Here is a 24,956-nt window from a genome sequence, read left to right on the forward strand (position 1 = left end):
TCTCGACTTGCCGCTGCGAGAGGACTTGCCGGGTCGCTTTTTTACGATGGAGACGCCGTAGTCATTCTTCAGTACATCGACGATGGCCTCAAAGAACTGGGCCTTCTGACTCATTAGCGCCAGCTGTTGCTCGAGTTCCTTGATGCGCTGTTCTGGCGTCTGGTTGTCGGGGTCAGGCATGGTGATGCTCCTGCCGGCACGTACAGAAGCCCCCTGGCTCCAATCTTGCCGACCATGTTTACGTAACCATACCAGAATGGTCGAATTGCCCTGAATGCCATATCGGGCTTGTGCTTGCTGGCAACTGAGCTCGCCTTTTTCAATCTGCTCGACCAGTGCCAGTTTAAAAGTCAGTGAGTAATCGCGCTGTGTCCGTTTCACACCTTGTCCCATCGGGTTCTCCATTTATTGGGGGGGAAAGGTGTAAACCATATTCAGGACGGGACAGAGTCGATAAAAAAGCCCGCCGGTGCGAACCGGCGGGCTTTTTGTTTTCTGGTGTTCGGGAAGATCAGACCCCGACGTGGAACGCCTGTTTGAGGTTGCGGATAAACTCCGCATCCCGGCAGAGGGTCTTGCCCGGGCTGTCGGAGATCTTGGCGACCGGGCCGCCATTGCACTCGATCAGCTTGAAGACGATGTTCATCGGGCTGACGCCGGGCAGATCGCAGGTGAGCTTGGTGCCGATGCCGAAGCTGGTATTGATGCGGCCACGGAAGTGGCGGAACAGCTGCACCGCCTTGTCGAGGTTGAGCCCGTCGGAGAAGACCAGGGTCTTTTCGGTGGGGTCGATGCCGAGGCGCTGATAGTGGCTGATCGCTTTCTCGCCCCACACCACGGGATCGCCGGAGTCGTGACGCAAGCCCTGATAGCTGCTGGCCAGCTCGAAGTCGAAGTCGCGCAGGAAGGCATCCATGGTGATGCAGTCGGTCAGGGCGATGCCGAGATGGTCGGTGAACTCGTCCAGCCAGCTGGTGAGGGCGGCGCGCTGGCTGTGCTCCAGCGGGAAGCCGAGCTGTTGGTGCGCCTGGAACCACTCATGGGCCTGGGTGCCGACCGCGGGCAGCTTGTACTTCTGGGCCAGCATGTAGTTGCTGGTGCCGCGAAATGCTGGCAGCCGCTCCTTGAGGCGACCCACTACCGCATCTTGTACCGCATGGGAGAAGCGGCGGCGGGTGCCGAAGTCGATGAGGTTGAACTCACTCATCTCGTCGCTGCTCAGCTCCTTCTCCAGCTTGTCGATCTTCTGATCGAGCCGCTCCAGCGCGTGGCTGACGCCGAACTGGGGGTAGCGGAAGCGGTTGCGCATCTCGCTGATGATGGCGAGCACCGGGATTTCCCACAGGATCACATCCTGCCAGGGGCCCTCGACCCGCACATTGATGCGGCCATCCTGCTCGAACACCTTGAGTAGCGAGGCGTCGAGCGGCTTGCGGCGCAGGTGGTCGAGGTAGTCAGGAGTGAAGAAGGGACGCTCGGCCAGAAAATCGAGCTCTGGCTTGGTCAGTCGCAGGGAACCGGCGAGGCGCAGTTGCTCCTCGATCTGCCCCATCATGGGCAGCAGATCCTCTTCATTGCGGCTGTGAAACTCGGCCACCACCTCGGCATCCGGATAGCGATGGAACACCGCCTGCTGCATATGCAGCTTGTAGGCGTCGGTGTCGAGCAGGCTGGTAAGAATCGGTGGCATATCAGGCTCCCCGCAGGCGAGCGAACGCCAGTTGCATAGTTAAATTGCAGGCGCCGCTATCGGACAGGCTGGTGAGGATTGCGGGCATATCAGGCGTCCAGCAGGCGTTGTACATCGATAAGGGTCTGGGCCAGTTCGGCGCCAGCCTCGATCATCTGGGTGTGGGCGCTGGCAACCGTCGCGGGGGCGATGCCACGGCAGGCATCGAGATGGACGATCACCCGGAAACCGGCGCGACGCAGTTGCAGCACGCTGGTTTTGACACAGTAGTCGGTGGCGAGGCCGCCGACCAGTACGGTATCGACCTTGCGGGCTTGCAGGAATTCGATGAGTCCGGTGCTGCGCCGTTCTGCCAGGTCGTGGAAGCAGGTGCCGTAGGGATGGAGATCCGGTTCGACCCCCTTCCAGACGAAGAAGTCATAGTCGATGGGGGCGGGCAGGCCGTCGAGCAGCTCAAAGCCCTTGCTGCCCGGTACGCAGTGCACCGGCCAGGTGAGGTCGGCGTTGGGTAGATCCAGCGGCAGCAGCATGCCGGCGGGGTCAGAGACGGCCCAGTCGGCATTGGCAGGGTGAGAGTCTTTGCTGCCGATCCGCAGCGTGGCGAGGGTGGCCTGAGCGTTGAGCGCAGCCACAATATCATCACCGCCCGCGACGGGCAGTTCGTTCGGGCAGAGGGGGGTAAAGCCCTTCTGCGCATCAATATCCAGGCTGGCGACGGTTCCCATGATTGGCTCCTGCACATACTATTCGTGTGATATTATCTACCAAACATTAATGGAAGGCGAGCAGGGCGATCGGCATGCTGAGAATGAGTCTGGATATGGTGGTGCTGCGGTTGCATGAGGAGCGGCTCGAGCTGCTGCTCGAGACCCGCGATCGCCCCCCCTTTGCCCACTGCTGGCAACTGCCTGCGCTGCGCATCGACGAGACCCGGGATCGGGATCTCGATGCCGCCCAGCGCCGTCTGCTGGCAGAGTGGGGGCTCGGTCACTGCTACAGCGAGCAGGTCTGCACCCTCGGCAATCTGGAGCGGGATCCCCGCGGCTGGTCCACGACCCTGGTCTATCTCTGTCTAGTGGAGCCGGAAGTGGAGGCGATCCACGGCTGCTGGCATCCGCTCGCCAACCTGCCGGGGCTGAGCCTCGCCTTCGACCATGTCCAGCTTATCGCCAAGGGGTTGGAGCGGTTGCGGATCAAGAGCCGCTACAGCACCCTGCCGCTGCAACTGCTGGGGCCCGAGTTCACCCTATCCGAGGTGCAGCGTGCCTTCGAAATCATCCTGCAAACACCCATGAATACGGCCGCCTTTCGCAAGCGGATCCATCGCGCCGACATTCTGGTGGATACCGGCCGCAAGCGCACCGGCAAACAGCGCCCCGCCATTCTCTATCGGCTGGAGAGCCCCTGCTGCGTGATGTTCGATCAGGTGATGCATGGAGCGGAAGCATGAGTGAGACCGGCGTGCACAAGGTGCTGGTGAGTGCCTGCTTGCTTGGTCAGCCGGTGCGTTACGACGGTCAGAGCAAGGGGATTGTCAGCGACTGGCTGAGTGCGCTGGGTGCCGAGGGGCGGGTGCTGGCCTTCTGCCCCGAAGTGGCGGGCGGTTTGCCAACTCCGCGCCCTCCTGCCGAGCGACAGGGCGAGCGCGTAGTGACGGCGAGCGGGATGGATGTGACTGCCGAGTTTGATCGCGGCGCCGAGCTGGCGTTGGAAATCTGTCAGACGCAGGGCATTCGCTTCGCCCTGCTGAAAGAGGGGAGCCCCTCATGTGGCAGCGGCCGTATCTATAACGGCCGCTTTGAAGGTGTTTCTGTGGCGGGCGAGGGCAAGACCACCGACCTGCTGCGCCGCCACGGGATTGCTGTCTTTTCCGAAGATCAGTTGGCCGAGTTGGCTTCTGCGCTCTCTTTGGATTCCTCCTCGGATTTGGCGGCAACCGGCAGCGGCGCCTGACCGCTCTGCCACCCCTCCAGCACCTCGTCCTTCTCCTGCCAGCGCTGGTTTAGCCACTCCTGAAAACCGCGCTTGAACTGCTTGTCGTTGAAGTAATCTCCTATCAGCTGTTCATTCACCGGTAGCTCCTCAATCCGCACCTGAATGCGTTTCACCCGTCCCATCAGGAAGTCCTTGAACGGGGTCTCGGCATTGTCCGGATAGCGGATGGTGACGTTGATCAGGCTGTCGAACTGCTCCCCCATGGCTGCCAGCGTAAAGGCCAGCCCCGCCGCCTTGGGCGGCATCAGATGGCGGTAGCGGGAGCGGGAAGCATCCCGTTTTTGCTCGGTGAAGCGGGTCCCTTCCACGAAGTTGATGACGGTAGTGGGGATGTGGCGAAACTTCTCGCAGGCGTTGCGGGTGGTCTCGATATCCTTGCCGCGCAGATGGGGATTTCGTAACAGAAATTCTCGCGAATAGCGGCGCATGAAGGGCATATCGAGCCCCCAGCAGGCGAGCCCCAACAGCGGTATGTAGATCAGCTCGTGTTTCATAAAGAACTTGGGCACCGGCAGCCGGTCGCGGAACAGGTGGCCGAGCACCACGATATCGGTCCAGCTCATGTGATTGCTGATGATGAGATACCAGGCATCCTTGCGCAGCTTGGTATTGTCCTCCACCTGCCAGTCAATACGGGTGGTGAGGCGGATCACCAGCGCATTGCAGGCCAGCCACAGTCTCATGAAGCGGTTGTTGAGCCGGCTGCAGGCGCGACCAAAGGCCGGGATCGGCAGCAGCAGTTTGGCCAGCGACACCAGCAGGATCAAGCTGGCGCACAAGGCGGTGAAAAGGATGGTCAGGCCCGCGCTGATGATCAGCACCAGCGGGCCGGGAAGCAGGGATAGCATGAATGTTTACTGCGCCTTGGTTGCCAGCAGTTGGCTCAGGGTCTGGTCCTTTTCGTGCCAGATCCCGTTCAGCCACTGTTGAAACTCTTGTTGGAACTCGGGGTCATTGAAGTAATCCCCCACCAATTTGCGGTCGATCGGCAAATAGCGGACCTGAACCTTGATTTGCCCGACCCGGCCGCACATGAAGTCCCAGTAGCTGGGGATGCCGTCCGGATAGGCGATGGTGACATCCACCAGTTGATGCAACTGATCACCCATGGCGGCCAGAGTAAAGGCGATGCCCCCCGCTTTCGGGAGCAGCAGATGACGATAGGGCGAGCCCTGCTTCTGATGCTTGCTGCCGGTGAAGCGGGTGCCTTCGACGAAGTTCATCACACTCACCGGAATGTGGCGGAACCTGGCGCAGGCCTTACGGGTCGTTTCAATGTCTTTTCCCTTCAGATGGGGATATTTTTCCAGAAATTTCCTGGAATATCGCCGCATGAAGGGGAAGTCGAGCGCCCACCATGCCAGACCGAGAAAAGGTACCCAAATCAGCTCTTTCTTGAGGAAAAACTTCAGGAAGGGGATTTTTTGGTTAAAAACCCGCTGCAGTACCAGTATGTCGACCCAGGATTGATGGTTGGCAATCACCATATACCACTCATTCCGGTGCCCTTTGTCCACTCCGACCACCTCGAAAGGGGTTTTGATGATGGTTTTCTGGATCAGATTGTTGAAACCGATCCAGCAGCTGGCACAGCCATCGAGCAGCCAGTTGCAGAGGGTGCGCCACCCCTTGAGGGGGAGCAGGAGCTTGAGCAGACCCAGCGAGAAGATGGGGACAAACCAGAAGAGGGTGTTGGAAAAATAGAGCAGGGTGGAGAGGCTGCCGCGCAGTCGCTCTGTCAGCTTGTTGGGCATGAGTCGGGTCCGTCTTGCTGTCGATAAAGGGCCATCAAGTGGTCAGATCTGTGGCCATAATATCAGCCGATTGCCCGTGAGACCATTCAGAGCCGTTACGGAGTCGGACTCACCCTTTCCCTTCTGTCAGCTGCTGCGCAATCGCGACAACAGCCGGTCCATGGCCCGGTAGCCGAGTGCCTCGATAAGATGCTCCTTGCCGATGGCGGGTTGCCCGGCCAGATCGGCGATGGTGCGTGACACCCGCAGGATGCGATGCCAGGCCCGGATGCTGAGCCCCAGCTTCTGGATGGCGTTCTCCAAAAAGTCGGCATCTTGCGGTGATAAGCGGCAAATATCCTCTATCTCACGGCTATCCAGCAGGTTGTTGAGCTTGCCGTTACGACTCAGCATGCGCTCTCGCGCCGCCAGCACCCGATCGCGGATCTGCTGGCTCGACTCCCCCCGCTCCGCCTTGCCGGTAAGGCTCCCCTTGGGCAGCAGCGGCACCTCAACTGTCAGGTCGAAGCGGTCGAGAAAGGGGCCGGAGAGCTTGCCGAGGTAGCGCAAGATCTGATCCGGGCTGGAGCGGGTCTGGCCGTCGCCATAGTGGCCGCAGGGGCTGGGATTCATGGCGCCCACCAGCTGGAAGCGAGCGGGAAAATCCACCTGGCGGGCGGCCCGGCTGATGGTGATGTGGCCCGTCTCCAGCGGCTCGCGCAGGGAGTCGAGCACCTTGCGCTCGAACTCGGGCAATTCATCCAGAAACAGAACCCCGTTGTGGGCCAACGATATTTCGCCGGGCCTTGGGTGGCTGCCGCCGCCCACCAGCGCTACTGCGGAGGCACTGTGGTGGGGCGTGCGATAGGGTCTGTGGTGCCAGTGACCGGCGCGCGGAGTGAGGCCGCCGATGGAGTGGATGGCGGCGGTCTGCTGCGCCTCCTGCTCGCTGAGCGGCGGCAGAATGCCGGGCAATCGGCTCGCCAGCATGCTCTTGCCGGTGCCGGGCGGGCCGATGAACAGCAGGTTGTGGCTGCCGGCGGCGGCGATCTCCAGCGCTCGCTTGGCCTGTGACTGGCCGATCACATCCTGCAGGTCCGGCACATTGGGCAGGCTCTCCGCGCTTTGGGGATCCGGCAGCGGCAGTTCGTACTGGCCTGCCAGCCAGGCGGTGACGGCCAGCAACTGGTGGGCGGTGCGCACTTCGGCATCCTGAATGAGGGAGGCTTCCGGGCCGTTCTCTCGCGGTACCAGCAGGGTGCGCCCCGCATCCCGGCAGGCGAGTACGGCAGGCAGCACCCCGAGCACGGGACGAATTTCGCCGGTCAGGGCCAACTCACCTAAAAATTCATGATCGAGCAGGTATTTTGCTGGTATCTGCTTGGAAGCGGCGAGAATGCCGATAGCGATAGCCAGATCGAAGCGGCCTCCCTCCTTGGGCAGATCGGCGGGGGCCAGATTGACCGTGATGTGTTTACTCGGGAACTCGAAATTGCCGTTGAGCAGGGCGCTGCGCACCCGATCTCGCGACTCTTTCACCGAGGTTTCCGGCAGGCCGACCATGTTGAAGGCGGGCAGGCCGTTGGAGAGGTGAACTTCCACCGTAACTTGCGGGGCCGCGATCCCGAGGCTGGCACGGCTATAAACCACAGCTAATGACATAAATCCCGTCCTTGAGTTGATATATGTTCTGACTAACTGCTTGTTGTTGGTTTTTTATTCCATAGTTCCGGCTGGGGAATAGCCAAAATCAGTGGGTTGTCACAGAAAAAAGGCTTGCCCAATAAAAATCACCGTGCTAGTTCTAATAGCCATTCGCGGTAGAAACCGCCCCAATTTCACAGGATTTCCGGTTGTAACTATGAACATGGCCTCCCGTTTCGTCAGCATTATTGTGATCCTAGTGGTGATTATTATCTCACCGCTCGGGGCTCGTTTAGCTGCACGGAACAAGGGATAGACCCACCACCGGACAGAACGAAACAAGCGACCCCCGAGCCTCACAGCTCGGGGGTTTTTTTTCGACCAAAGGACAGGATTTTCCACATGAACGGCGCGCAGTTTTTGGTACAGGCTCTCAAGAAACAGGGTGTGACCCAGGTGTTTGGTTACCCGGGCGGGGCCATCATGCCGGTCTACGATGCCCTGTATGACGGTGGTCTGGCCCATCAGCTCTGCCGCCATGAGCAGGGCGCAGCCATGGCGGCGGTCGGTTATGCCCGCGCCTCCGGTCAGGTGGGGGTCTGCATCGCTACTTCCGGCCCCGGCGCTACCAATCTGGTAACCGGTCTGGCGGAGGCGCTGCTCGATTCGGTGCCGCTGGTGGCCATCAGCGGTCAGGTGCCCTGTTCCGCCATCGGTACCGATGCATTTCAGGAGGTCGACGTGCTCGGCATGTCCCTTTCCTGTACCAAGCACTCCTTCATGGTGACCGATGCCGCCGATCTGGGGCGGGTGTTGGCAGAGGCTTTCGCTATCGCCACCGAAGGTCGACCCGGCCCTGTGCTGATCGATCTCCCCAAGGATGTGCAACTGGCCGCGGTGCCTGCCCAGAGCCCGCTGTTTGCGGTGGAAGAGCCAGAGGCGCTCAATCCCTCGGAGTTGGCCGCAGCCCGCACTCTGATCGCCGCAGCCGAGCGTCCGGTGCTTTACGTCGGTGGCGGAGTGGGCATGGCCAATGCCGAGCAGCAGTTGCGCGACTTTGCCGCCGCCACCGGCATACCTGCGGTCACCACCCTCAAGGGGATTGGCGTGCTCGACCCCGATAGCCCCGTCTACCTCGGCATGCTTGGCATGCACGGCACCAAGGCCGCCAACTACGCGGTGCAGCAGTGCGATCTGCTGCTGGTGGTGGGTGCCCGTTTCGATGATCGGGTGACAGGCAAGCTGGAGGAGTTTGCCCCCGAAGCCAAGGTGATCCATCTCGATGTGGACGCCGCAGAGTTTGGCAAGCGCCGCGCCGCCGAGGTGGGGATCACCACGGATCTCAAACAGGTGCTGCCGCGCCTCGCCATGACTCTCGACATCGCCCCCTGGCGTGAACACTGCGCCGCCATGGCTCGCGCATATGTGTTTCGCTACGACCACCCGGGTCAGGCCATCTACGCTCCAGCCCTGCTCAAGCAGCTCTCCGCCAGGTTGCCGGAGAGCAGCGTGGTCGCCTGCGACGTGGGTCAGCATCAGATGTGGGTGGCCCAGCACATGCGCTTCACCAGCCCGCGTAACCACCTCTCAAGCGCCGGTCTTGGCACCATGGGGTTCGGTCTGCCGGCCGCCATCGGCGCCAAGATGTCGCGCCCGGGGGATGAAGTGGTGCTGGTAAGCGGTGATGGCTCTTTCATGATGAACGTGCAGGAGCTCGGTACCATCCGCCGCGCTCAGCTCAAGGTGAAGATGGTGCTGCTGGATAACCAGCGCCTCGGCATGGTGCGCCAGTGGCAGGAGCTGTTCTTCGACGGCCGCTACAGCGAGACCATTCTCTCCGACAACCCCGATTTCGTCGCTCTGGCTGCCGCCTTCGGCATTCCGGGCGAGACCATCACATGCAAGGAGCAGATAGCCGGCGCCCTCGATCGCCTGCTGGCAAGCGAGAGTGCCTACCTGCTGCATGTGGCTATTTCAGAGGAAGAAAACGTCTGGCCCCTGGTTCCACCGGGAGTCGCCAACCACCAGATGATGGAGCAACGCCCATGAACCCGCACACCCTTGCCCAACCAGCATTTGCACAACACACCCTGCATATCCACGCCCAGCCCAGACCGGAAGTGATGGAGCGGGTGCTGCGGGTGGTGCGTCACCGCGGCTTCAATCTCTGTGCCTTGAATATGGAGCAGGATTGCCAACAGCTGCGGATCACGGTTACTGTCGAGTCGGTGCGTCCCATCCAGCAGTTGTGGAGCCAGCTGGTGAAGTTGGTGGACGTTTCCCGGGTCGATGCACTGGAACAGCAACCCCGGATCAGAGCTTAAGGAGCCAAGCCAATGTCACAGCCTTCCCAATCCGCCACTCACCCCCAATACATCTGGTTCAACGGCAAACTGGTGCCCTGGCAGGATGCCCAGGTACACGTGATGAGCCACGCCCTGCACTACGGCTCCTCGGTGTTCGAGGGGGTACGCGCCTACGATACCCCCAAAGGCACCTGCATCTTCCGTCTGCAGGAGCACACCCGCCGCCTGTTCGACTCCGCCAAGATCTACTGGATGGAGGTCCCCTACAGCGAGGCCGAAGTGAATGAAGCCTGCCGCACCGTGGTGCGCGAGAACGGCCTGAAGAGCGGCTACCTGCGCCCGCTGGCCTTTGTCGGCAACGTGGGGCTGGGGCTGCATCCGCCGCTGGATGCCAAGGCTGACCTGATGGTGGCGGCCCTGCCATGGGGCGCCTATCTGGGGGAAGAGGGGCTGAAAAACGGGGTGGATGTGTGCGTCACCTCCTGGAACCGGCTCGCTCCCAACACCATTCCCACCGGCGCCAAGGCGGGCGGCAACTATTTGTCATCCCAGCTGATCAGCCGTGAGGCCAAGCGCAACGGCTTCGCCGAGGGGCTGGCGCTGGATGTGAACGGCTACCTGAGCGAAGGGGCGGGGGAGAACCTGTTTCTGGTGAAGAACGGCGTGCTGTTTACCCCGCCCGCTACCGCCGCCATCCTGCCCGGCATCACCCGCGACACTATCATGACGCTGGCCCGTGATCTGGGTTACGAGGTGCGTGAGCAGGCGCTGCCCCGTGAGGCGCTCTATGTGGCAGACGAAATCTTCATGACCGGCACCGCCGCCGAAGTGACGCCGGTGCGCTCCGTCGATCGGATGAAGGTGGGTGCTGGCAGCCGTGGCCCGGTGACCGAGCAGCTGCAGAACGCCTTCTTCGGCCTGTTCAATGGCAAGACCGAGGACAAGTGGGGCTGGCTGACGCCCGTCAACGACTGATAAGAGAGGGGAGGCGCTGTGCCTCCCCGAGTCGCTTCCGGTGAGCGCTTCCCAGAGGAGTCTTCACCAGGATCGATTCCGATCCACTCGTATCATCACCGCATAACGCATCGAGCCCATATGGGCATTCAGGGAGTAGAGACATGCCGAAGTTGAGATCCGCCACCACCACCCACGGACGTAACATGGCCGGGGCCCGCGCCCTGTGGCGTGCCACCGGAATGACCGATCAGGATTTCGGCAAACCCATCATCGCCGTGGTCAACTCCTTCACCCAGTTCGTACCGGGCCACGTTCACCTCAAGGATCTGGGTCAGCTGGTGGCCCGCGAGATCGAAGCCGCCGGCGGCGTCGCCAAGGAGTTCAACACCATCGCCGTGGATGACGGCATCGCCATGGGCCACGGCGGCATGCTCTACTCCCTGCCGTCGCGGGAGCTGATCGCCGACTCGGTGGAGTACATGGTCAATGCCCACTGCGCCGACGCCATGGTCTGTATCTCCAACTGCGACAAGATCACCCCGGGGATGCTGATGGCCGCCCTGCGCATCAACATTCCGGTGATCTTCGTCTCCGGCGGCCCGATGGAAGCGGGCAAGACCAAGCTCTCCGACCAGATCATCAAGCTGGACCTGGTGGACGCCATGATCCAGGGGGCCGATCCCAAGGTATCGGACGCCCAGAGCGAGCAGGTGGAGCGCAGCGCCTGCCCCACCTGCGGCTCCTGTTCCGGCATGTTTACTGCCAACTCCATGAACTGTCTGACCGAGGCGCTGGGTCTCTCCCAGCCGGGCAATGGCTCCATGCTGGCAACCCACAGCGACCGCGAGCAGCTGTTCAAGCTGGCGGGTCAGCGCATCGTGACTTTGGCCAAGCGCTGGTATGAACAGGATGACGAGACCGCCCTGCCGCGCAATATCGCCACCAAGGCGGCGTTCGAGAACGCCATGGCGCTCGATATCGCCATGGGCGGCTCTACCAATACCGTGCTGCACCTGCTGGCGGCGGCGCAGGAGGCGGGTGTCGACTTCACCATGGCCGATATCGACCGCATGTCGCGCAAGGTGCCGCAACTGTGCAAGGTGGCACCCTCCACCCAGAAGTACCATATGGAAGATGTGCACCGCGCCGGCGGCGTGGTCGCCATTCTGGGCCAGCTGGAAAAAGCGGGTCTGGTGCATGGGGATACCCGTACCGTGCTGGGTTGCTCTCTCGTCGAGCAGCTCGATGAATATGACGTCAGCCGCCAGCCCAGTCAGGAGGTGGTGGACTTCTACCGAGCTGGTCCGGCCGGCATCCGCACCACCAAGGCGTTCAGTCAGGATTGTCGCTGGCCAGAGCTGGATCTGGACCGCGCCGAAGGCTGCATCCGCTCGCTGGACAACGCTTACAGCCAGGAGGGCGGCCTGGCGGTGCTCTCTGGCAACCTCGCGGTCAACGGTGCCATCGTCAAGACTGCCGGGGTAGATGAGGAGAACCTCACCTTCCGTGGTCCGGCCCGGGTGTTCGAGAGTCAGGAGAGCGCGGTGAACGGCATCCTCGATGGTACCGTGAAAGCAGGCGAGGTAGTGGTGATCCGCTACGAAGGGCCGAAAGGGGGGCCGGGCATGCAGGAGATGCTCTACCCCACCACCTATCTGAAATCCATGGGCCTCGGCAAGGCGTGCGCCCTGATCACCGATGGTCGCTTCTCCGGCGGAACTTCGGGTCTCTCCATCGGCCACGTCTCGCCGGAGGCCGCTTCCGGCGGCACCATAGGTCTGGTGGAGGATGGCGACATCATCAGCATCAATATCCCGGCCCGCAGCATGGTGCTGGAGGTGGCCGACAGCGTGCTGGCCGCCCGCCGTGTCGCCGTGGAAGCCCGTGGCTGGAAGCCGCTCGATCGTCAGCGCCAGGTCTCCTTTGCCCTGCGAGCCTACGCCATGTTCGCCACCAGCGCCGATAAAGGCGCGGTTCGCGATCGCTCGATGCTGGGGGAATAAATCATGGTCTCTGCGGCGGATTATCTACGCAAGGTGTTGCTCTCTCCCGTCTACGAGGCGGCGCGAGTGACCCCGTTGCAAACGTTGAAAAAACTTTCCGAGCGGCTCGGCAACCATGTCAGTTTGAAGCGGGAGGATCTGCAACCGGTCCACTCCTTCAAGCTGCGCGGTGCCTACCACAAGATCGCCACCCTGACCGAGGAGCAGAAGTCGCGCGGCGTTATCGCCGCCTCTGCTGGCAACCACGCGCAGGGGGTCGCCCTGTCGGCCGCCAAGCTCGGCATCAAGGCGATCATCGTGATGCCCAAGACCACGCCGGATATCAAGATCGATGCGGTACGCCGTCAGGGCGGCAACGTCATGCTGTTTGGCAATAGCTTCGACGAGGCCTATGGCGAGAGTCGCCGCCTCGCCACGCTTGAGGGCTACACCCTGATCCCGCCGTTTGACGACGTTGAGGTGATCGCCGGGCAGGGCACCATCGGCAAGGAGCTGCTGGAGCAGGATACCCACCTCACTCACGTCTTTGTGCCGGTGGGCGGTGGCGGGTTGGCCGCCGGGGTGGCGGTCTATATCAAGCAACTGCTGCCGGATGTGAAGGTGATCGGGGTGGAGGCGGAGGGGTCCGCCTGTCTCAAGGCTGCCATGGCTGCTGGCGAGCCGGTCAATCTGGAGCGGGTCTCGCTGTTTGCGGACGGGGTGGCGGTCAAGCGCATCGGCGAGGAGACCTTCCGCCTGTGCAACCAGTATCTTGATGAAGTGGTAACCGTCTCCAACGATCAGATCTGCGCCGCACTGAAAGACATCTTCGACGACTGCCGCGCCATTGCCGAGCCGTCGGGCGCCCTGTCGTTGGCAGGCCTCAAGGCCTACAGCGAGCGGGAGCAGGTCAGGGGTGGCCGGATGGCGGCCATTCTGTCCGGCGCCAACGTCAACTTCCACAGCCTGCGCTACGTGTCGGAGCGCTGCGAGATTGGCGAGAAGCGCGAGGGCATGCTGGCGGTGACCATCCCCGAGCGCAAGGGGGCCTTCCTCGACTTCTGCCGTCAGCTCGGGCCGCGTATGGTGACCGAGTTCAACTATCGCTATGCGGACGCGGAGCAAGCGTCGCTGTTTGTCTCGGTGCGCCTCACCGGCGGTGACGAGGAGCTGGGCCAGATCATCGATCAGCTCGGCGGCAACGGCTATCCGGTGGTCAACATGACCGAGAGCGAGCTGGCCAAGAATCATGTGCGCTACATGATTGGCGGCCGCCCGGCCCGGCCCCTCGGTGAACGGCTCTACAGCTTCAAGTTCCCGGAGCAGCCGGGTGCCCTGATGCGCTTCCTCGAGACCTTGGGCTGTCGCTGGAACATCAGCCTGTTCCACTACCGCAACCACGGTGCCGACTACGGCCGGGTGCTCTGCGCCTTCGAGCTGCCGGACGAGGACGTGGCCGCCTTCCACGACTACCTGCGCGAGATTGGCTACGGCTGGAAAGAGGTGAGCGACGACCCCGCCTACCGGCTGTTCCTAGCCAGTTGAGCAAGGGGGCTGCAACAACTCATCGGGAGGGAGGCGTTATGCCTCCCTTTTCTATTGCTGCGTGCGGATAGGTCCACTCCGTACGACGCAACGTCATGGTTTAACTGGCAAAACAGTATGAATAGGTACACAGGTGATTTTTACGCCGGATATTGCTGGCAAGCTCACACTCCTGATGGCTTGGTCATTTGAGGCTGCGTTCGGATGGGATACCCTGAATAGCGGAGAGGCCGCCTGACGGCTTCACACAGGGAAGAGTGCGCACTCAGGCGCCCATAACGACTTATTGCAGAGGCGAAAATATGAATAAATCCATGCTTGCCGTATTGGTCAGTGGTTTGCTGGCGGCCGGAGCCGTGCAGGCTGCCGCTCAGGACAATACCTGGTATGTCGGTGGCAAGGCCGGTTGGTCCAATTACTATGGCGTTGACCACAACCAGTATGCCGAGTCGATTGCCCAGACGTTGGGTAATACCAGCGAGAACACGGATGATCTGGGTCTGGGCCTGTTCGCCGGTTACCAGCTCAACCCCAACCTGGGTTTCGAGCTGGGTTATGACTGGCTTGGCAAATACGACACCACTTCGGGCACTGGCGCCAATACCCTCAAGACCGAAGCCAAGAGCCAGATGATTCAGGCCACCATGAAGATCAGCTTCCCGGCAACAAATGTGCTCGATCTTTATGGTCGACTGGGCGGCGCCTATGCCTGGACGGATAGCGAGATCAGCTTCGCCAATACCAGCGAGACCGGTAAAAAGCATGGCGCTGCCTTCGTTGGTGCGCTGGGTGCCGAATACGCCATCGATCGTGACTGGGCTGCCCGTCTGGAGTACCAGTACACCACGCCGCTGGGAGATGCCTCTCTCGATCGCTCCGGTATCGAGATGGATAACGGCCTGATCTCGTTCGGGATGCTCTATCGCTTCGGTCAGCAAGGTGGCGAGGTCGCTGCTCCGGCGCCCGCTCCGGCCGCCGAACCGGCACCTGTAGCCGTGGTGGAGCCCAAAACCTTCAGCCTGAGTTCCGATGTGCTGTTCGAGTTCAACAAGGCGACCCTGAAACCGGCTGCCAATCAGGCGCTCGATGCCCTGTTCAGCCAGATTGTGGCGGCCAATCCGAAAGATGGTGTCGCAACTGTCATCGGTTATACCGACCGCATCGGTTCCGACAACTACAACCTGGCGCTATCCGAGAAGCGGGCCCAGAGCGTGGCCAGCTATCTGGTATCCAAAGGCTTGTATGCCGACAAGGTACGAGTCGAGGGACGTGGCAAGGCCAATCCGGTCACTGGCAGCAGCTGTGCCAGCCGCTCCAAGCAGGAGCTGATCGCCTGTCTGGCACCGGATCGCCGGGTAGAAATCCATCTGGAAGGGGTCTCCCAGCCTGTCCAATAAGCAGAGCAACGGGATCGATAAATGTAAAAACGGGAGGCTTGGCCTCCCGTTTCTTATGGGGTGTTTACGATGTCGTGCCTCAGAGCCCGAACAGCGGGCGCAGGCGGATGCCGATCAGGCTGCCAGCGAGGGCCATCAGCATCCAGACCCAGCCGTGCAGGCTGCCAGATGCCGTGCCATCGAAGAAGCCGCCGAGGTTGCAGGCGGCGTACATAGCCCCCATCCCCATCAACAGGCCGCCGATGATGGAGGCCAGACTGTTGCCGATCCGCATCGGGGCGAAGTTGCCGCCACCGCTCAAACAGCGCGCCATCATGGCCCCCAGAATCCCGAGCCAGAACATGCCGACCATGGGGTTGATAAAGAGTGGCTGGGCCAGCTTGGGGTTGCCCTCGAACAGGCCAAACAGGGAGGCTCCGCGCAGCGCCATGTCATAGACGGCGCCGGTGATGGTCCAGGCCGAGCCGTGCAGAGCGACCACGGACGAGTTGAGCAGGGCGATGATGATGCCGCCGGTCAGCACGGTGAAGCGGCCATCGCGCCAGAACAGATTGCCGCCGCTGAAGAGGGGCTTGAGCTCGCCGGTGCGCTTGAGTTCGCTCTTGCGAAACAGCAGGAACATCGCAGCGACCAGCGCCAGGTTGAGCAGCATGCCGCTCCAGATATTGCCGGTCAGATCCCGGGCCAATACCACATGGCTGGAGAAGGTGGCCTCCAGTTCGGGGCGGAACTGGTTGCTGATAAGGGTGCCGATGCCGTAGCAGATCAGCACCAGCCAGAAGCGGGGTTGTCCCTCGCCGCAGCAGTAAAGAGTGCCGGTGGCGCAGACGCCTGCCAGCTGCATGCCGATGCCGAACAGGAAGGCACCGACGATGAAGGGAATGCCGATAGCCATCACGTTACCCACCATGGCATCGCCAAACAGGGCGTGGCTAAAGGAGAGGAAGGTGGTGAACAGCAGAATTTCGATGGCGATGGTGAGCAGGTGAACCCGCACGTAGTAGCTGTTGCGTTTGGTCAGCATTTCGCGCCAACCGAATACGATGCCGAAGCGACTGAAGGAGAGGGTGAAGCCGAAGCCGAATCCGATCAGGGCCATCAGAGCCCATTTCATACCAAAGGTGTTGCCAAGCCAGAGTAACGCTCCCCCCGCGATTACCACGATGGGGAGCGACCATTTTCGAGTCATGCCAGTTGATCCTTGCAGTTGGTTTTTAGAGGGGCGGATCCTATTCCCTCATGGAGTCTAATGCTACCCATTTAACCAGTGCAGAGAAAAAGGGGAGCGCTGACTCCCGTCAGCGCCGGGGATCAATGGCGGGTGGTGTCGAGATGGAAGTGGTGAGTCTGCCTGGTCAGGATGCGGGCGTGCTGGGCGACCATGGTCGCCTCTTCGGCGGCCTGACTGGCGCTCTGGTTGGCCTCGGCCGCCAACCGCGACATCTCGCCGACCTGATGGTGGATCCCCTGCACCAGCCGGGTCTCATCGCTCATCAACTGATCGACCTCAGCGATGCGCTGGTTGATCTCCTCGCAGCTCTGCGCGATCCGGGCGACGCTTTGGCGCGCTGTCATCGTGTGAGTGACCGCCTGTTCGACCCGGGACAGTTCGGTATCCATCTCGCTGGCGGCGCGCAGGCTGACATCCTGGATCTTGCCGATGATGGTGTTGATCTCGGTGGTGGCGCTGCCGGTGCGGGTCGCCAGCGAGCGCACTTCATCCGCCACCACGGCAAAACCGCGTCCCTGTTCACCTGCCCGCGCCGCTTCAATGGCGGCGTTCAGCGCCAGCAGATTGGTCTGCTCCGCAATATCGTGAATGGCGCCCGCCAGCCCGGCAATCTGCTGCGAGAGGCCGGCCAGATCCGAAATGGTATGGGAGACCTGCTTCACTCCCGTGACTTGCTCCCCGATCACCTGTTCCACGGTGTGGATGGCGAGTGTCGCCTCTTGTGCCCGCTCTGCTGACTGCAGGGTTTGCTCCCCCACCTGATGCAGCTGGCTACCCGCCTGTTCAATGGAGTGGGTGAGCTGTTCGATGGCCTGTTCGATATGGTGGGCCGCCCCGACCTGTGCCTGACTGTCATCGGTGTGCCGTTGTGCCATGGCGGTCAGGCTGGTGGCGCGATCATCCAGCGTACTGGCGCTGCGCTGCAGCGACTCCACCAGGGTTGCCAGCTGGTCACGCATGGCCCCGATCTGGCGGATCAGCTCGCCGATGGCGTCGAGGCCCGGCTCCGGCATGGGGCGGTTCAACTCCCCTTCGGCGATGGCGGCGGTGGCCTTGCCTGCGGCCAGCAGTCGCTGTTGGGTGGGGCGTCCCAGCCAGAAGATGAGCCCGGCCCCCAGCAGTGCAGCGCACAACAGCAGGCCGTAGCAGAGTCGGGTGGTGTTGGCGAGATGGGCCATTTGCTCGGCGGCATACTGGTTACCGCGGATGACGGTGGCGTCCACCCCTAGCCGGTGGGCGTTATAGAGGGTGTGCAGGCGCGCCGCGATCGCTCCCGCCTGCGCCAGGTCCCCCACCTTGATGGCGGGGACAAACTTGTCGTTGAGCAACTGCCAGAACAGCTCCCCCTGCACTTTTTGCTCCCCCAGCAGCAGCTCCCTGAGGGGCTCGTTCAGGCTGCTCTCTTGCCAGAAGCGGTTACGGCTCTCGAACTCTTGCTGCAGTCGGGCGAGGGTTTGCAGCAGGGCCTCCCGCTCCTCCGGTTTGGCATGGAGCAGTGTGTAGACCTGCAACTGGGATTCGATAAGGTAGAGAGGCGGCGGCAGAATATCGGCTACCACATCCTTCCCCTGTCCCATCTGATCGGCTGCGCTCCGGACCGAGTAAAGCCCAAAAAAGCTGATGGAGATCAGTGTGATAATGACCATGATCTCCAGAACCTGACCAAAAAGCAGGGATCTGTCGTGAATGTGCTTGAGCATGTTGCCTCCATTCGGCTCCGTTCATGGATAGCATAGCTCTCTGGCGGGATAGTGAGACTCGGGTGTGGTCTGTTGATGGCGAGTCGGCCTGGAGAAGGGGAAGTCGCAGTCTGAAAACCGCTGGTGCCATGAAAAAGAACCCCGGCGGATGAGCCGGGGTCGATGGTGGTGAGGCGGTGTCAGGTTCGGCTTGGCGCGGCTTTGCCGCTGCGCAGCCCATCCAGACTGAACAGTACCAGCGCACTCCAGATGCAGGCAAAGGTGAGCAGTTTGTCCATCGCCAGCGCTTCCCCATAGAGGGTGACCGCGAGGATGAACATCAGGCTGGGGCCTATGTACTGGAAGAAGCCTAGGGTGGAGAGCTTGAGCCTGGTCGCGGCGGCAGTGAAGCAGAGCAGGGGGGCCGTGGTGACGGCGCCTGCGGCGATCAGCAGCAGGTTGAGGTGCCAATCGTTCTGGGTGAGATGGCTGGTGGGGCTGTCGGCAAAGCCCCACAGATAGATGGCCGCTGGCGGCAGCATGATCATGGTTTCGATCAGCAGACCGGTGAGGGCATCGAGGGCCAGTTTTTTGCGCACCAGCCCATAGATAGCGAAACTCGACGCCAGCACCAGCGCAATCCAGGGCAAGGAGCCAAAGGCGATAAGCTGGATCGCCACCCCGGCAAAGGCCAGCGCCACCGCCCACCACTGCAGGCGGCGCAGCTTCTCGCTCAGAAACACCATTCCCAACAGTACGTTGAACAGCGGGTTGATGTAGTAGCCGAGGCTGGCATCCAGCATGTGACCGTTGTTGATGGCCCAGATGAACAGCAGCCAGTTGCCGCCGACGGTAACCGAGGTAAACGCTAGGGTGAGCAACACTTTTGGCTGGCGCAGCACCGCCTGCACCTTGTGCCACTGACGGCCTGCCAGGGTCAGTACCATCAGCAGCACGCAGGACCAGATCATCCGGTGGGTCAGGATCTCGGCGGCCGGAACGGCAGAGATGGTCTTGAAATAGATGGGGGCTATGCCCCAAAGGGTATAGGCGCACAGGGCGTAGATGACGCCCTGACGCTGGATCTGTTGCGGCATGCGGATGACCTTTACTGAAGCGTTGGATGCGGGAAAACATCGCAAAAAATCAGTGTAGCGATCCTTTTGCGGGGAAAGAAGCGAATAAACGAAGTTTGAGGGATAGGAGGAGTGTGGCTGGCCGGTCAGCCTTTACCGCGGCGGATCTTGTCGACGTCCATCAACAGCCACAACATCAGGGCGATGGCGGAGATCCAGGGGCCCCAGGTCACGTAGGCCTCGCCGTGCCCCAGCACGAAGAACAGCAGGGGCAAACCGATCACCAGAAAAAGTACGCTTCCCAGAAAAAATAGCATTTTTGTCTTTATATTTAACATGTTGGCTTTTTTATCATTATAAGGATTGAGCCCGGTGATGGAAGGCCAAAAATGCAAAAGGGGGATTTCTCCCCCTTTTTGATCCGATAGTGCTGCTTTGTCGTGTTAATCCAGCTGAATCCAGGTGCTTTTCAGCTCGGTGTACTTCTCCAGCGCATGAAGTGACTTGTCGCGACCGTTACCGGACTGTTTGAAGCCGCCAAATGGCATGGTCATGTCACCACCGTCCCAGTTGTTGACGAACACGGTACCGGCGCGCAGGGCGCGCGAGCCTTTCACCGCCTTGTTGAGATCCGCCGTCCAGATCGCCGCCGCCAGCCCATAGTCGGTGTCGTTGCCCAGCGCAATGGCCTCTTCCAGCGTATCGAAGCCGGTCACCGCCAGCACAGGGCCGAAGATCTCCTCGCGGAAGATGCGCATCTGCGGGGTCACGTCGTCGAAGATGGTGGGTTCGATATAGAAGCCGCCACTCTCCATATTGGTGCGGTTGCCGCCCAGCAGCAGCTTGGCCCCCTCCTGCTTGCCAATCTCGATATAGCGCAGCACCTGCTCCATCTGGATGTGATCCACCATGGCGCCGATGCGGGTCGCAGGGTCGAGCGGGTTGGCCGAGATCCACTCGCGGGCATGGGCCAGCAGTCGCTCCATAAATTGCGGCTTGATGCTGTTTTGCACCAGCAGGCGGGAGGCGGCGGTACACACCTCACCCTGGTTGTAGAAGATGGCGCCAGCGGCGCTCTTGGCCGCGGCGTCCAGATCCGGCGCATCCGCCAGTATTATGTTGGGGCTCTTGCCGCCGCACTCCATAAAGGCGCGCTTGAGGTTGGACTTGCCGGAGCACTCCACCAGATGTTTGCCGATCTTGGTGGAGCCGGTGAAGGTGATGCAGTCCACATCCATATGCATGGCCAGCGCCTCGCCCACGGTATGACCAAAGCCCGGCAGCACGTTGAACACGCCGTCCGGAATACCCGCCTCCTTGGCCAGACCGGCGATACGCAGGGCGGTCAGGGGCGATTTTTCGGAAGGCTTGAGAATGACCGAGTTGCCGGTAGCGAGCGCCGGGCCCAGCTTCCAGCAGGCCATCACCAGCGGGAAGTTCCATGGCACGATGGCGGCAACCACCCCGAGCGCTTCGCGGGTCACCAGCGCCAGTGCTGACTCCTCCACCGGGGCGACCTGATCGTAGATCTTGTCGATCGCTTCGGCGTTCCAGGCGATGCAGTTGGCGGCGGCGGGGGCGTCATAGCCCATAGCGTCGCCGATGGGTTTGCCCATATCCAGCGACTCCAGCAGCGCCAGCTCCACCTTGTTGAGGCGCATCAGCTCGGCGAAGCGCTGCATGATCTGTTTGCGCTGTTTCGGCGGCAGGCCGCTCCAACGCTTGTCGTTGAAGGCATCACGAGCGGCCTGTACCGCCAACTCGGCATCGGCGGCATCGCAGGCTGCCACCTTGGTCAGCAGCTTGCCGTTGGCCGGGTTGATGCAATCGAAGGTGGCGCCATTGACGGCATCCCGATAGCTGCCGTTGATAAAGGCTTGCGAGGGCAGGGTCAGATGGGAGGCCTTGTGTTGCCACTGGGCCAGGGTCAGGTCACTCATGTTCACTCCTTGAACCGGCAAAAGTCAGTTTCCGCGTATCAATATGCTAAACATCCTGCCGCTTGTAAATCCACCTTGTAACAATTCATTAAACATTGCCCCCCTGCCGATGCGCGTCTGAATGTCAGAAACTGGCGGGGGTGTTGGCCGAGATCAGCACGCACTCCTGTTCGCCACTATTGCGAAAACGGTGGGGGGTGCGGCTGTCGAAGTAGTAGCCATCCCCGGCGCCCAGCAGGTAGATCTGCTCGCCCACGGTCACTTCAACCTCGCCCTTGATGACGATGCCGCACTCTTCACCCTCGTGGCTCAGCATGTCGTCGCCGGTGTCGGCGCCAGGTGGCAGCACCTCCTGCAACATGCCGATGGCGCGGTTGGCGCGGCTGTGCCCGACCAGCCGGTAGCTGATGGGATGCGTGCCGAGATCCGGCATATCGGCGGCGCGGAAGATCACTTCGGTGCCCATTTCAGTCTCTTCGGTGAAGAAGCTGGCTAGCGACATGGGGATCCCTTCCAGCACCTTGCGCAGGGAGGCGACAGAGGGGCTCACCTGATTTTTCTCGATCTGGGAGATAAATCCGTTGGTCACACCGGAACGCTTGGCCAGCTCGCGCTGGGAGAGGGCTGCCTTGGTGCGAACCGCCTTGAGGCGGTGACCGATATCCATCTATAGACACTCCTTGACTGTTTACTATTATTAAAATTGTGTTAAATATCTTATACCACCCTGCTGATGCGTCTAGCTAGGGGTGGCACCAGACAGGGCGATAACGGGCCCTTTTTTATGGATTCAGGTGTTTAATTTAATAGGCATTGGCCGACAGTTGCTAAACACCTTAAGGATGAGGTGACCATGAAACCGATCAGCGACATCAATACGCCCTCCGACATGTCCGCCTTCTGGATGCCGTTCACCGCCAACCAGCAGTTCAAGGCGGCGCCGCGCATCCTGAAGTCGGCAGAGGGGATGTATTATCACTCAGAGGATGGCCGCAAGATACTGGATGGCACAGCCGGACTCTGGTGTTGCAACGCGGGCCATGGTCGGCGCGAGATTGCCGAGGCGGTCTCCCAGCAGATTTCCCACCTCGATTTTGCCCCCACTTTCCAGATGGGCCACCCCCTGCCGTTTGAGCTGGCCAACCGGCTGGTGGAGATCGCCCCCAAGGGCTTTGGTCACGTCTTCTACACCAACTCGGGTTCCGAGTCGGTCGATACCGCGCTGAAAATCGCGCTGGCCTGGCAGCGAGCTCGCGGTCAGGGCACCCGCACCCGGCTGATTGGCCGCGAGCGTGGCTATCACGGGGTCGGCTTTGGCGGCATCTCGGTGGGGGGGATCCCCGGTAACCGCAAGTGGTTCGGCTCCTTACTGACCGGGGTGGATCATCTGCCCCATACCCTCAACATCGCCAAGAATGCCTTCACCAAAGGGCTGCCCGAGGAGGATGTAGCGCTGGCCGACGAGCTGGAGAAGATCGTCTTCCTGCACGATGCCAGCAATATCGCGGCGGTGATCGTCGAGCCCATCGCTGGCAGTACCGGTGTGCTGATGCCCCCCAAAGGCTACCTCAAGCGGCTGCGGGAGATCTGCACCAAACACGGCATCCTGCTGATTTTTGACGAGGTGATCACCGGTTTCGGCCGCCTCGGTTCCCCCTTCGCCGCGCAGGAGTTCGATGTCATCCCCGACATGATCACCTGCGCCAAGGGGCTGACCAACGGCGCCATCCCCATGGGCGCGGTACTGGTGCAGAAGCACATTTATGACGACATGATAGCGGCAGGAAAGGGGGCTATCGAGCTGTTCCACGGCTACACCTACTCCGGTCATCCTGTGGCTGCGGCTGCGGGGCTCGCGACCCTCGAAATCTATCGCAACGAGAACCTGCTCAGCCGCGCTGCCGATTTGGCGGGCTACTGGGAGGAGGCGGCCCATTCGCTGAAGGGCTGCAAGCATGTGAAGGATGTGCGCAACTACGGGCTGGTGGCGGGTATCGAGCTGGAGTCCATGCCGGATGCACCGGGCAAGCGCGCCTATGAGGTGTTTGTGCGCTGCTTCGAGAAGGGGGCTCTGATCCGGGTGACCGGCGACATCATCGCCCTGTCGCCGCCCCTCATCATCGAGCGCAGCCAGATCGACGATCTCTTCACCCTGCTGCAGGATGCCCTGCAGGCACAACCCTAACCCATTTGATGGCCCCGCACTGGCGGGGCCTTGCGTTGATTTGCTCAGCGCATTTACTGCATCAGTTATCACGGAGGATACATGACATACAGGGTCAGCAACTTCATCAACGGCCAGCTGCAGGAGAGTCGCAGTGAGCGCCAGGGGGCCATCTTCAATCCCGCTTGTGGCAAGCAGCAGGGGAGTGTGGGGCTGTCCAGCGCCGCCGAGTGTCAGGAGGCGATCGCCATCGCCGAGCGCGCCTTTGCCGACTGGTCACAAACCCCGCCGCTGGTGCGGGCCCGGGTCTTTTTCCGCTTCAAGGAGTTGATGGAGCAGCACAGGGACGAGCTTGCCCAGCTCATCAGTCGCGAGCATGGCAAGGTCTTCTCCGATGCGCAGGGTGAGCTGACCCGCGGGCTGGAGGTGGTGGAGTTTGCCTGCGGCATTCCCCATCTGCTCAAGGGGGAGCACTCCCTCAACGTCGGGCGCGGGGTAGACAGCTACTCCATGATGCAGCCGGTGGGGGTCTGCGCCGGTATCACCCCGTTCAACTTCCCGGCCATGGTGCCGCTCTGGATGTTCCCGGTCGCCATCGCCTGCGGCAACACCTTCATTCTCAAGCCCTCCGAGAAGGATCCCTCCCTCTCGTTGCGGATGGCCGAGCTGCTCAAGGAGGCCGGTCTGCCGGATGGCGTGCTCAACGTGGTGAACGGTGACAAGGAGGTGGTGGACGTGTTGCTGACTGATCCACGGGTCGGAGCCGTGTCGTTTGTCGGTTCCACCCCCATCGCCCAGTACATCTATGCCACCGCCTCGGCCCACGGCAAACGGGTGCAGGCGCTGGGCGGTGCCAAGAACCACATGGTGGTGATGCCGGATGCGGATCTCGATCAGGCGGTCTCCGCCCTGATGGGGGCTGCTTATGGGGCGGCGGGCGAGCGCTGCATGGCGATCTCGGTAGCCGTGGTGGTGGGTGACGAGACCGCCGATGCCTTGGTGGCCAAGCTGACGCCACTGGTGGAAAAACTGCGGGTGGGCCCGGGGCTGGGCCAGAGCCCGGAGAACGAAATGGGGCCGCTCATCAGCAAGGAGCATCTGGCCAAGGTGCGTGGCTACGTGGATCAGGGGGTGACCGAGGGGGCTGTGCTGCGGGTCGATGGCCGAACGCTGACCCACGACGAGGGTTACTTTATTGGGGGCTGCCTGTTTGACGAGGTGACCCCCGAGATGCGCATCTACCGCGAGGAGATCTTCGGCCCTGTGCTCTCCATCGTACGGGTGCCGGACTACGAGACGGCGCTGCGGCTCATCAACGAGCACGAGTACGGTAACGGTACCGCCATCTTTACCTGCGACGGCGACACCGCGCGGGACTTCACGGCGCGGGTGCAGGTCGGTATGGTAGGGGTGAACGTTCCCATTCCGGTGCCGATGGCGTTTCACAGCTTTGGCGGCTGGAAGCGCTCCATTTTCGGGCCGCTCAACATGCACGGGCCGGACGGGGTTCGCTTTTATACCCGGATGAAGACGGTGACGGCGCGCTGGCCCCAGAGCCTACGCAGTGGTGCCGAGTTCTCCATGCCGACCATGAAGTGACGCGCTGGCGCGTGTTCA

The 24,956-nt window shown here is 61.6% G+C and carries 21 protein-coding genes and 1 pseudogene; 10 read left to right on the top strand and 12 right to left on the bottom strand.

Translation table 11 applies throughout. From position 1 onward, the window contains the following. The 3 genes and pseudogenes from AB5Y90_RS06240 to AB5Y90_RS06250 all read right to left on the bottom strand — a co-directional run. A pseudogene (locus tag AB5Y90_RS06240) lies at positions 1–393 on the bottom strand (IS3 family transposase); the annotation flags it as partial. Between the two features lie 118 nt (positions 394–511). Continuing rightward, complete coding sequence (gene pncB, locus AB5Y90_RS06245; protein WP_236397747.1) at positions 512–1,690, bottom strand: nicotinate phosphoribosyltransferase; 1,179 nt, start codon at positions 1,688–1,690, stop codon at positions 512–514. 89 nt (positions 1,691–1,779) lie between these two features. Then, entirely contained in the window at positions 1,780–2,415 is a 636-nt protein-coding gene (locus AB5Y90_RS06250; RefSeq protein WP_005357452.1) for a nicotinamidase, read from the bottom strand. A gap of 74 nt (positions 2,416–2,489) precedes the next feature. Here AB5Y90_RS06250 and AB5Y90_RS06255 point away from each other — a divergent pair, with 74 nt between their 5' ends. Continuing rightward, positions 2,490–3,140, top strand: coding sequence for a DNA mismatch repair protein MutT (locus tag AB5Y90_RS06255; protein ID WP_368166695.1), 651 nt, complete (start codon positions 2,490–2,492; stop codon positions 3,138–3,140). After that, complete coding sequence (locus AB5Y90_RS06260; RefSeq protein WP_368166696.1) at positions 3,137–3,643, top strand: DUF523 domain-containing protein; 507 nt, start codon at positions 3,137–3,139, stop codon at positions 3,641–3,643. The genes AB5Y90_RS06255 and AB5Y90_RS06260 overlap by 4 nt, the downstream gene beginning before the upstream one ends. Here the strand turns inward: AB5Y90_RS06260 and AB5Y90_RS06265 are convergent. The 3 genes from AB5Y90_RS06265 to AB5Y90_RS06275 all read right to left on the bottom strand — a co-directional run bounded on the left by AB5Y90_RS06265 (position 3,568) and on the right by AB5Y90_RS06275 (position 7,080). Further along, a complete protein-coding gene (locus AB5Y90_RS06265) occupies positions 3,568–4,533 on the bottom strand; it encodes an acyltransferase (RefSeq protein WP_368166697.1) in 966 nt (321 codons plus the stop codon). The genes AB5Y90_RS06260 and AB5Y90_RS06265 overlap by 76 nt on opposite strands. 6 nt (positions 4,534–4,539) lie before the next feature. Next, positions 4,540–5,439 (bottom strand): acyltransferase, encoded by a 900-nt coding sequence (locus tag AB5Y90_RS06270; protein ID WP_368166698.1) that lies wholly within the window; start codon positions 5,437–5,439, stop codon positions 4,540–4,542. A 126-nt stretch (positions 5,440–5,565) separates the two neighbouring features. Further along, a complete protein-coding gene (locus AB5Y90_RS06275; RefSeq protein WP_368166699.1) occupies positions 5,566–7,080 on the bottom strand; it encodes a YifB family Mg chelatase-like AAA ATPase in 1,515 nt (504 codons plus the stop codon). Positions 7,081–7,464: 384 nt separating this feature from the next. Here AB5Y90_RS06275 and ilvG point away from each other — a divergent pair, with 384 nt between their 5' ends. The 6 genes from ilvG (at position 7,465) to ompA (ending at position 15,249) form a co-directional block, all read left to right on the top strand. After that, positions 7,465–9,111, top strand: a complete 1,647-nt coding sequence (gene ilvG, locus AB5Y90_RS06280) for an acetolactate synthase 2 catalytic subunit (RefSeq protein WP_368166700.1) — start codon at positions 7,465–7,467, stop codon at positions 9,109–9,111. Beyond that, on the top strand, positions 9,108–9,386 hold the full coding sequence (gene ilvM / locus AB5Y90_RS06285; RefSeq protein WP_005342011.1) for an acetolactate synthase 2 small subunit: 279 nt from the start codon (positions 9,108–9,110) through the stop codon (positions 9,384–9,386). Before ilvG ends, ilvM begins: the two co-directional genes overlap by 4 nt. Before the next feature lie 12 nt (positions 9,387–9,398). Then, positions 9,399–10,343: a branched-chain amino acid transaminase gene (locus AB5Y90_RS06290; RefSeq protein WP_368166701.1), complete on the top strand. Its 945-nt coding sequence runs from the start codon at positions 9,399–9,401 to the stop codon at positions 10,341–10,343. Positions 10,344–10,486: 143 nt separating this feature from the next. After that, positions 10,487–12,328, top strand: a complete 1,842-nt coding sequence (ilvD, locus tag AB5Y90_RS06295) for a dihydroxy-acid dehydratase (protein ID WP_368166702.1) — start codon at positions 10,487–10,489, stop codon at positions 12,326–12,328. A 3-nt stretch (positions 12,329–12,331) separates the two neighbouring features. After that, entirely contained in the window at positions 12,332–13,852 is a 1,521-nt protein-coding gene (ilvA, locus tag AB5Y90_RS06300) for a threonine ammonia-lyase, biosynthetic (RefSeq protein WP_064338979.1), read from the top strand. Between the two features lie 302 nt (positions 13,853–14,154). Next, entirely contained in the window at positions 14,155–15,249 is a 1,095-nt protein-coding gene (gene ompA, locus AB5Y90_RS06305) for a porin OmpA (RefSeq protein ID WP_111900973.1), read from the top strand. A 79-nt stretch (positions 15,250–15,328) separates the two neighbouring features. Here ompA and AB5Y90_RS06310 read toward each other — a convergent pair whose 3' ends face one another. The 6 genes from AB5Y90_RS06310 to AB5Y90_RS06335 form a co-directional block, all read right to left on the bottom strand. Beyond that, positions 15,329–16,438, bottom strand: coding sequence for a YeeE/YedE thiosulfate transporter family protein (locus tag AB5Y90_RS06310; protein WP_368166703.1), 1,110 nt, complete (start codon positions 16,436–16,438; stop codon positions 15,329–15,331). Between the two features lie 122 nt (positions 16,439–16,560). Continuing rightward, positions 16,561–18,180: a methyl-accepting chemotaxis protein gene (locus AB5Y90_RS06315; protein WP_368166704.1), complete on the bottom strand. Its 1,620-nt coding sequence runs from the start codon at positions 18,178–18,180 to the stop codon at positions 16,561–16,563. A gap of 179 nt (positions 18,181–18,359) precedes the next feature. Next, on the bottom strand, positions 18,360–19,256 hold the full coding sequence (rarD, locus tag AB5Y90_RS06320) for an EamA family transporter RarD (protein ID WP_005356175.1): 897 nt from the start codon (positions 19,254–19,256) through the stop codon (positions 18,360–18,362). A gap of 125 nt (positions 19,257–19,381) precedes the next feature. After that, entirely contained in the window at positions 19,382–19,552 is a 171-nt protein-coding gene (locus AB5Y90_RS06325; RefSeq protein WP_005341999.1) for a hypothetical protein, read from the bottom strand. Between the two features lie 126 nt (positions 19,553–19,678). Beyond that, on the bottom strand, positions 19,679–21,175 hold the full coding sequence (locus AB5Y90_RS06330) for an aldehyde dehydrogenase (protein ID WP_368166705.1): 1,497 nt from the start codon (positions 21,173–21,175) through the stop codon (positions 19,679–19,681). Between the two features lie 124 nt (positions 21,176–21,299). Further along, a complete protein-coding gene (locus tag AB5Y90_RS06335) occupies positions 21,300–21,842 on the bottom strand; it encodes a cupin domain-containing protein (protein ID WP_005339643.1) in 543 nt (180 codons plus the stop codon). A 186-nt stretch (positions 21,843–22,028) separates the two neighbouring features. Here AB5Y90_RS06335 and AB5Y90_RS06340 point away from each other — a divergent pair, with 186 nt between their 5' ends. Continuing rightward, a complete protein-coding gene (locus tag AB5Y90_RS06340; RefSeq protein ID WP_100647093.1) occupies positions 22,029–23,360 on the top strand; it encodes an aspartate aminotransferase family protein in 1,332 nt (443 codons plus the stop codon). Positions 23,361–23,441: 81 nt separating this feature from the next. Next, the gene (locus tag AB5Y90_RS06345) at positions 23,442–24,938 is read left to right on the top strand and encodes a CoA-acylating methylmalonate-semialdehyde dehydrogenase (RefSeq protein WP_368166706.1); all 1,497 of its coding nucleotides are present in this window, start codon (positions 23,442–23,444) and stop codon (positions 24,936–24,938) included. Positions 24,939–24,956: the final 18 nt, after the last annotated feature.

This window comes from Aeromonas sp. R4-1 (assembly GCF_040908325.1).
GTDB classification, from domain to species: Bacteria; Pseudomonadota; Gammaproteobacteria; order Enterobacterales; family Aeromonadaceae; genus Aeromonas; species Aeromonas veronii.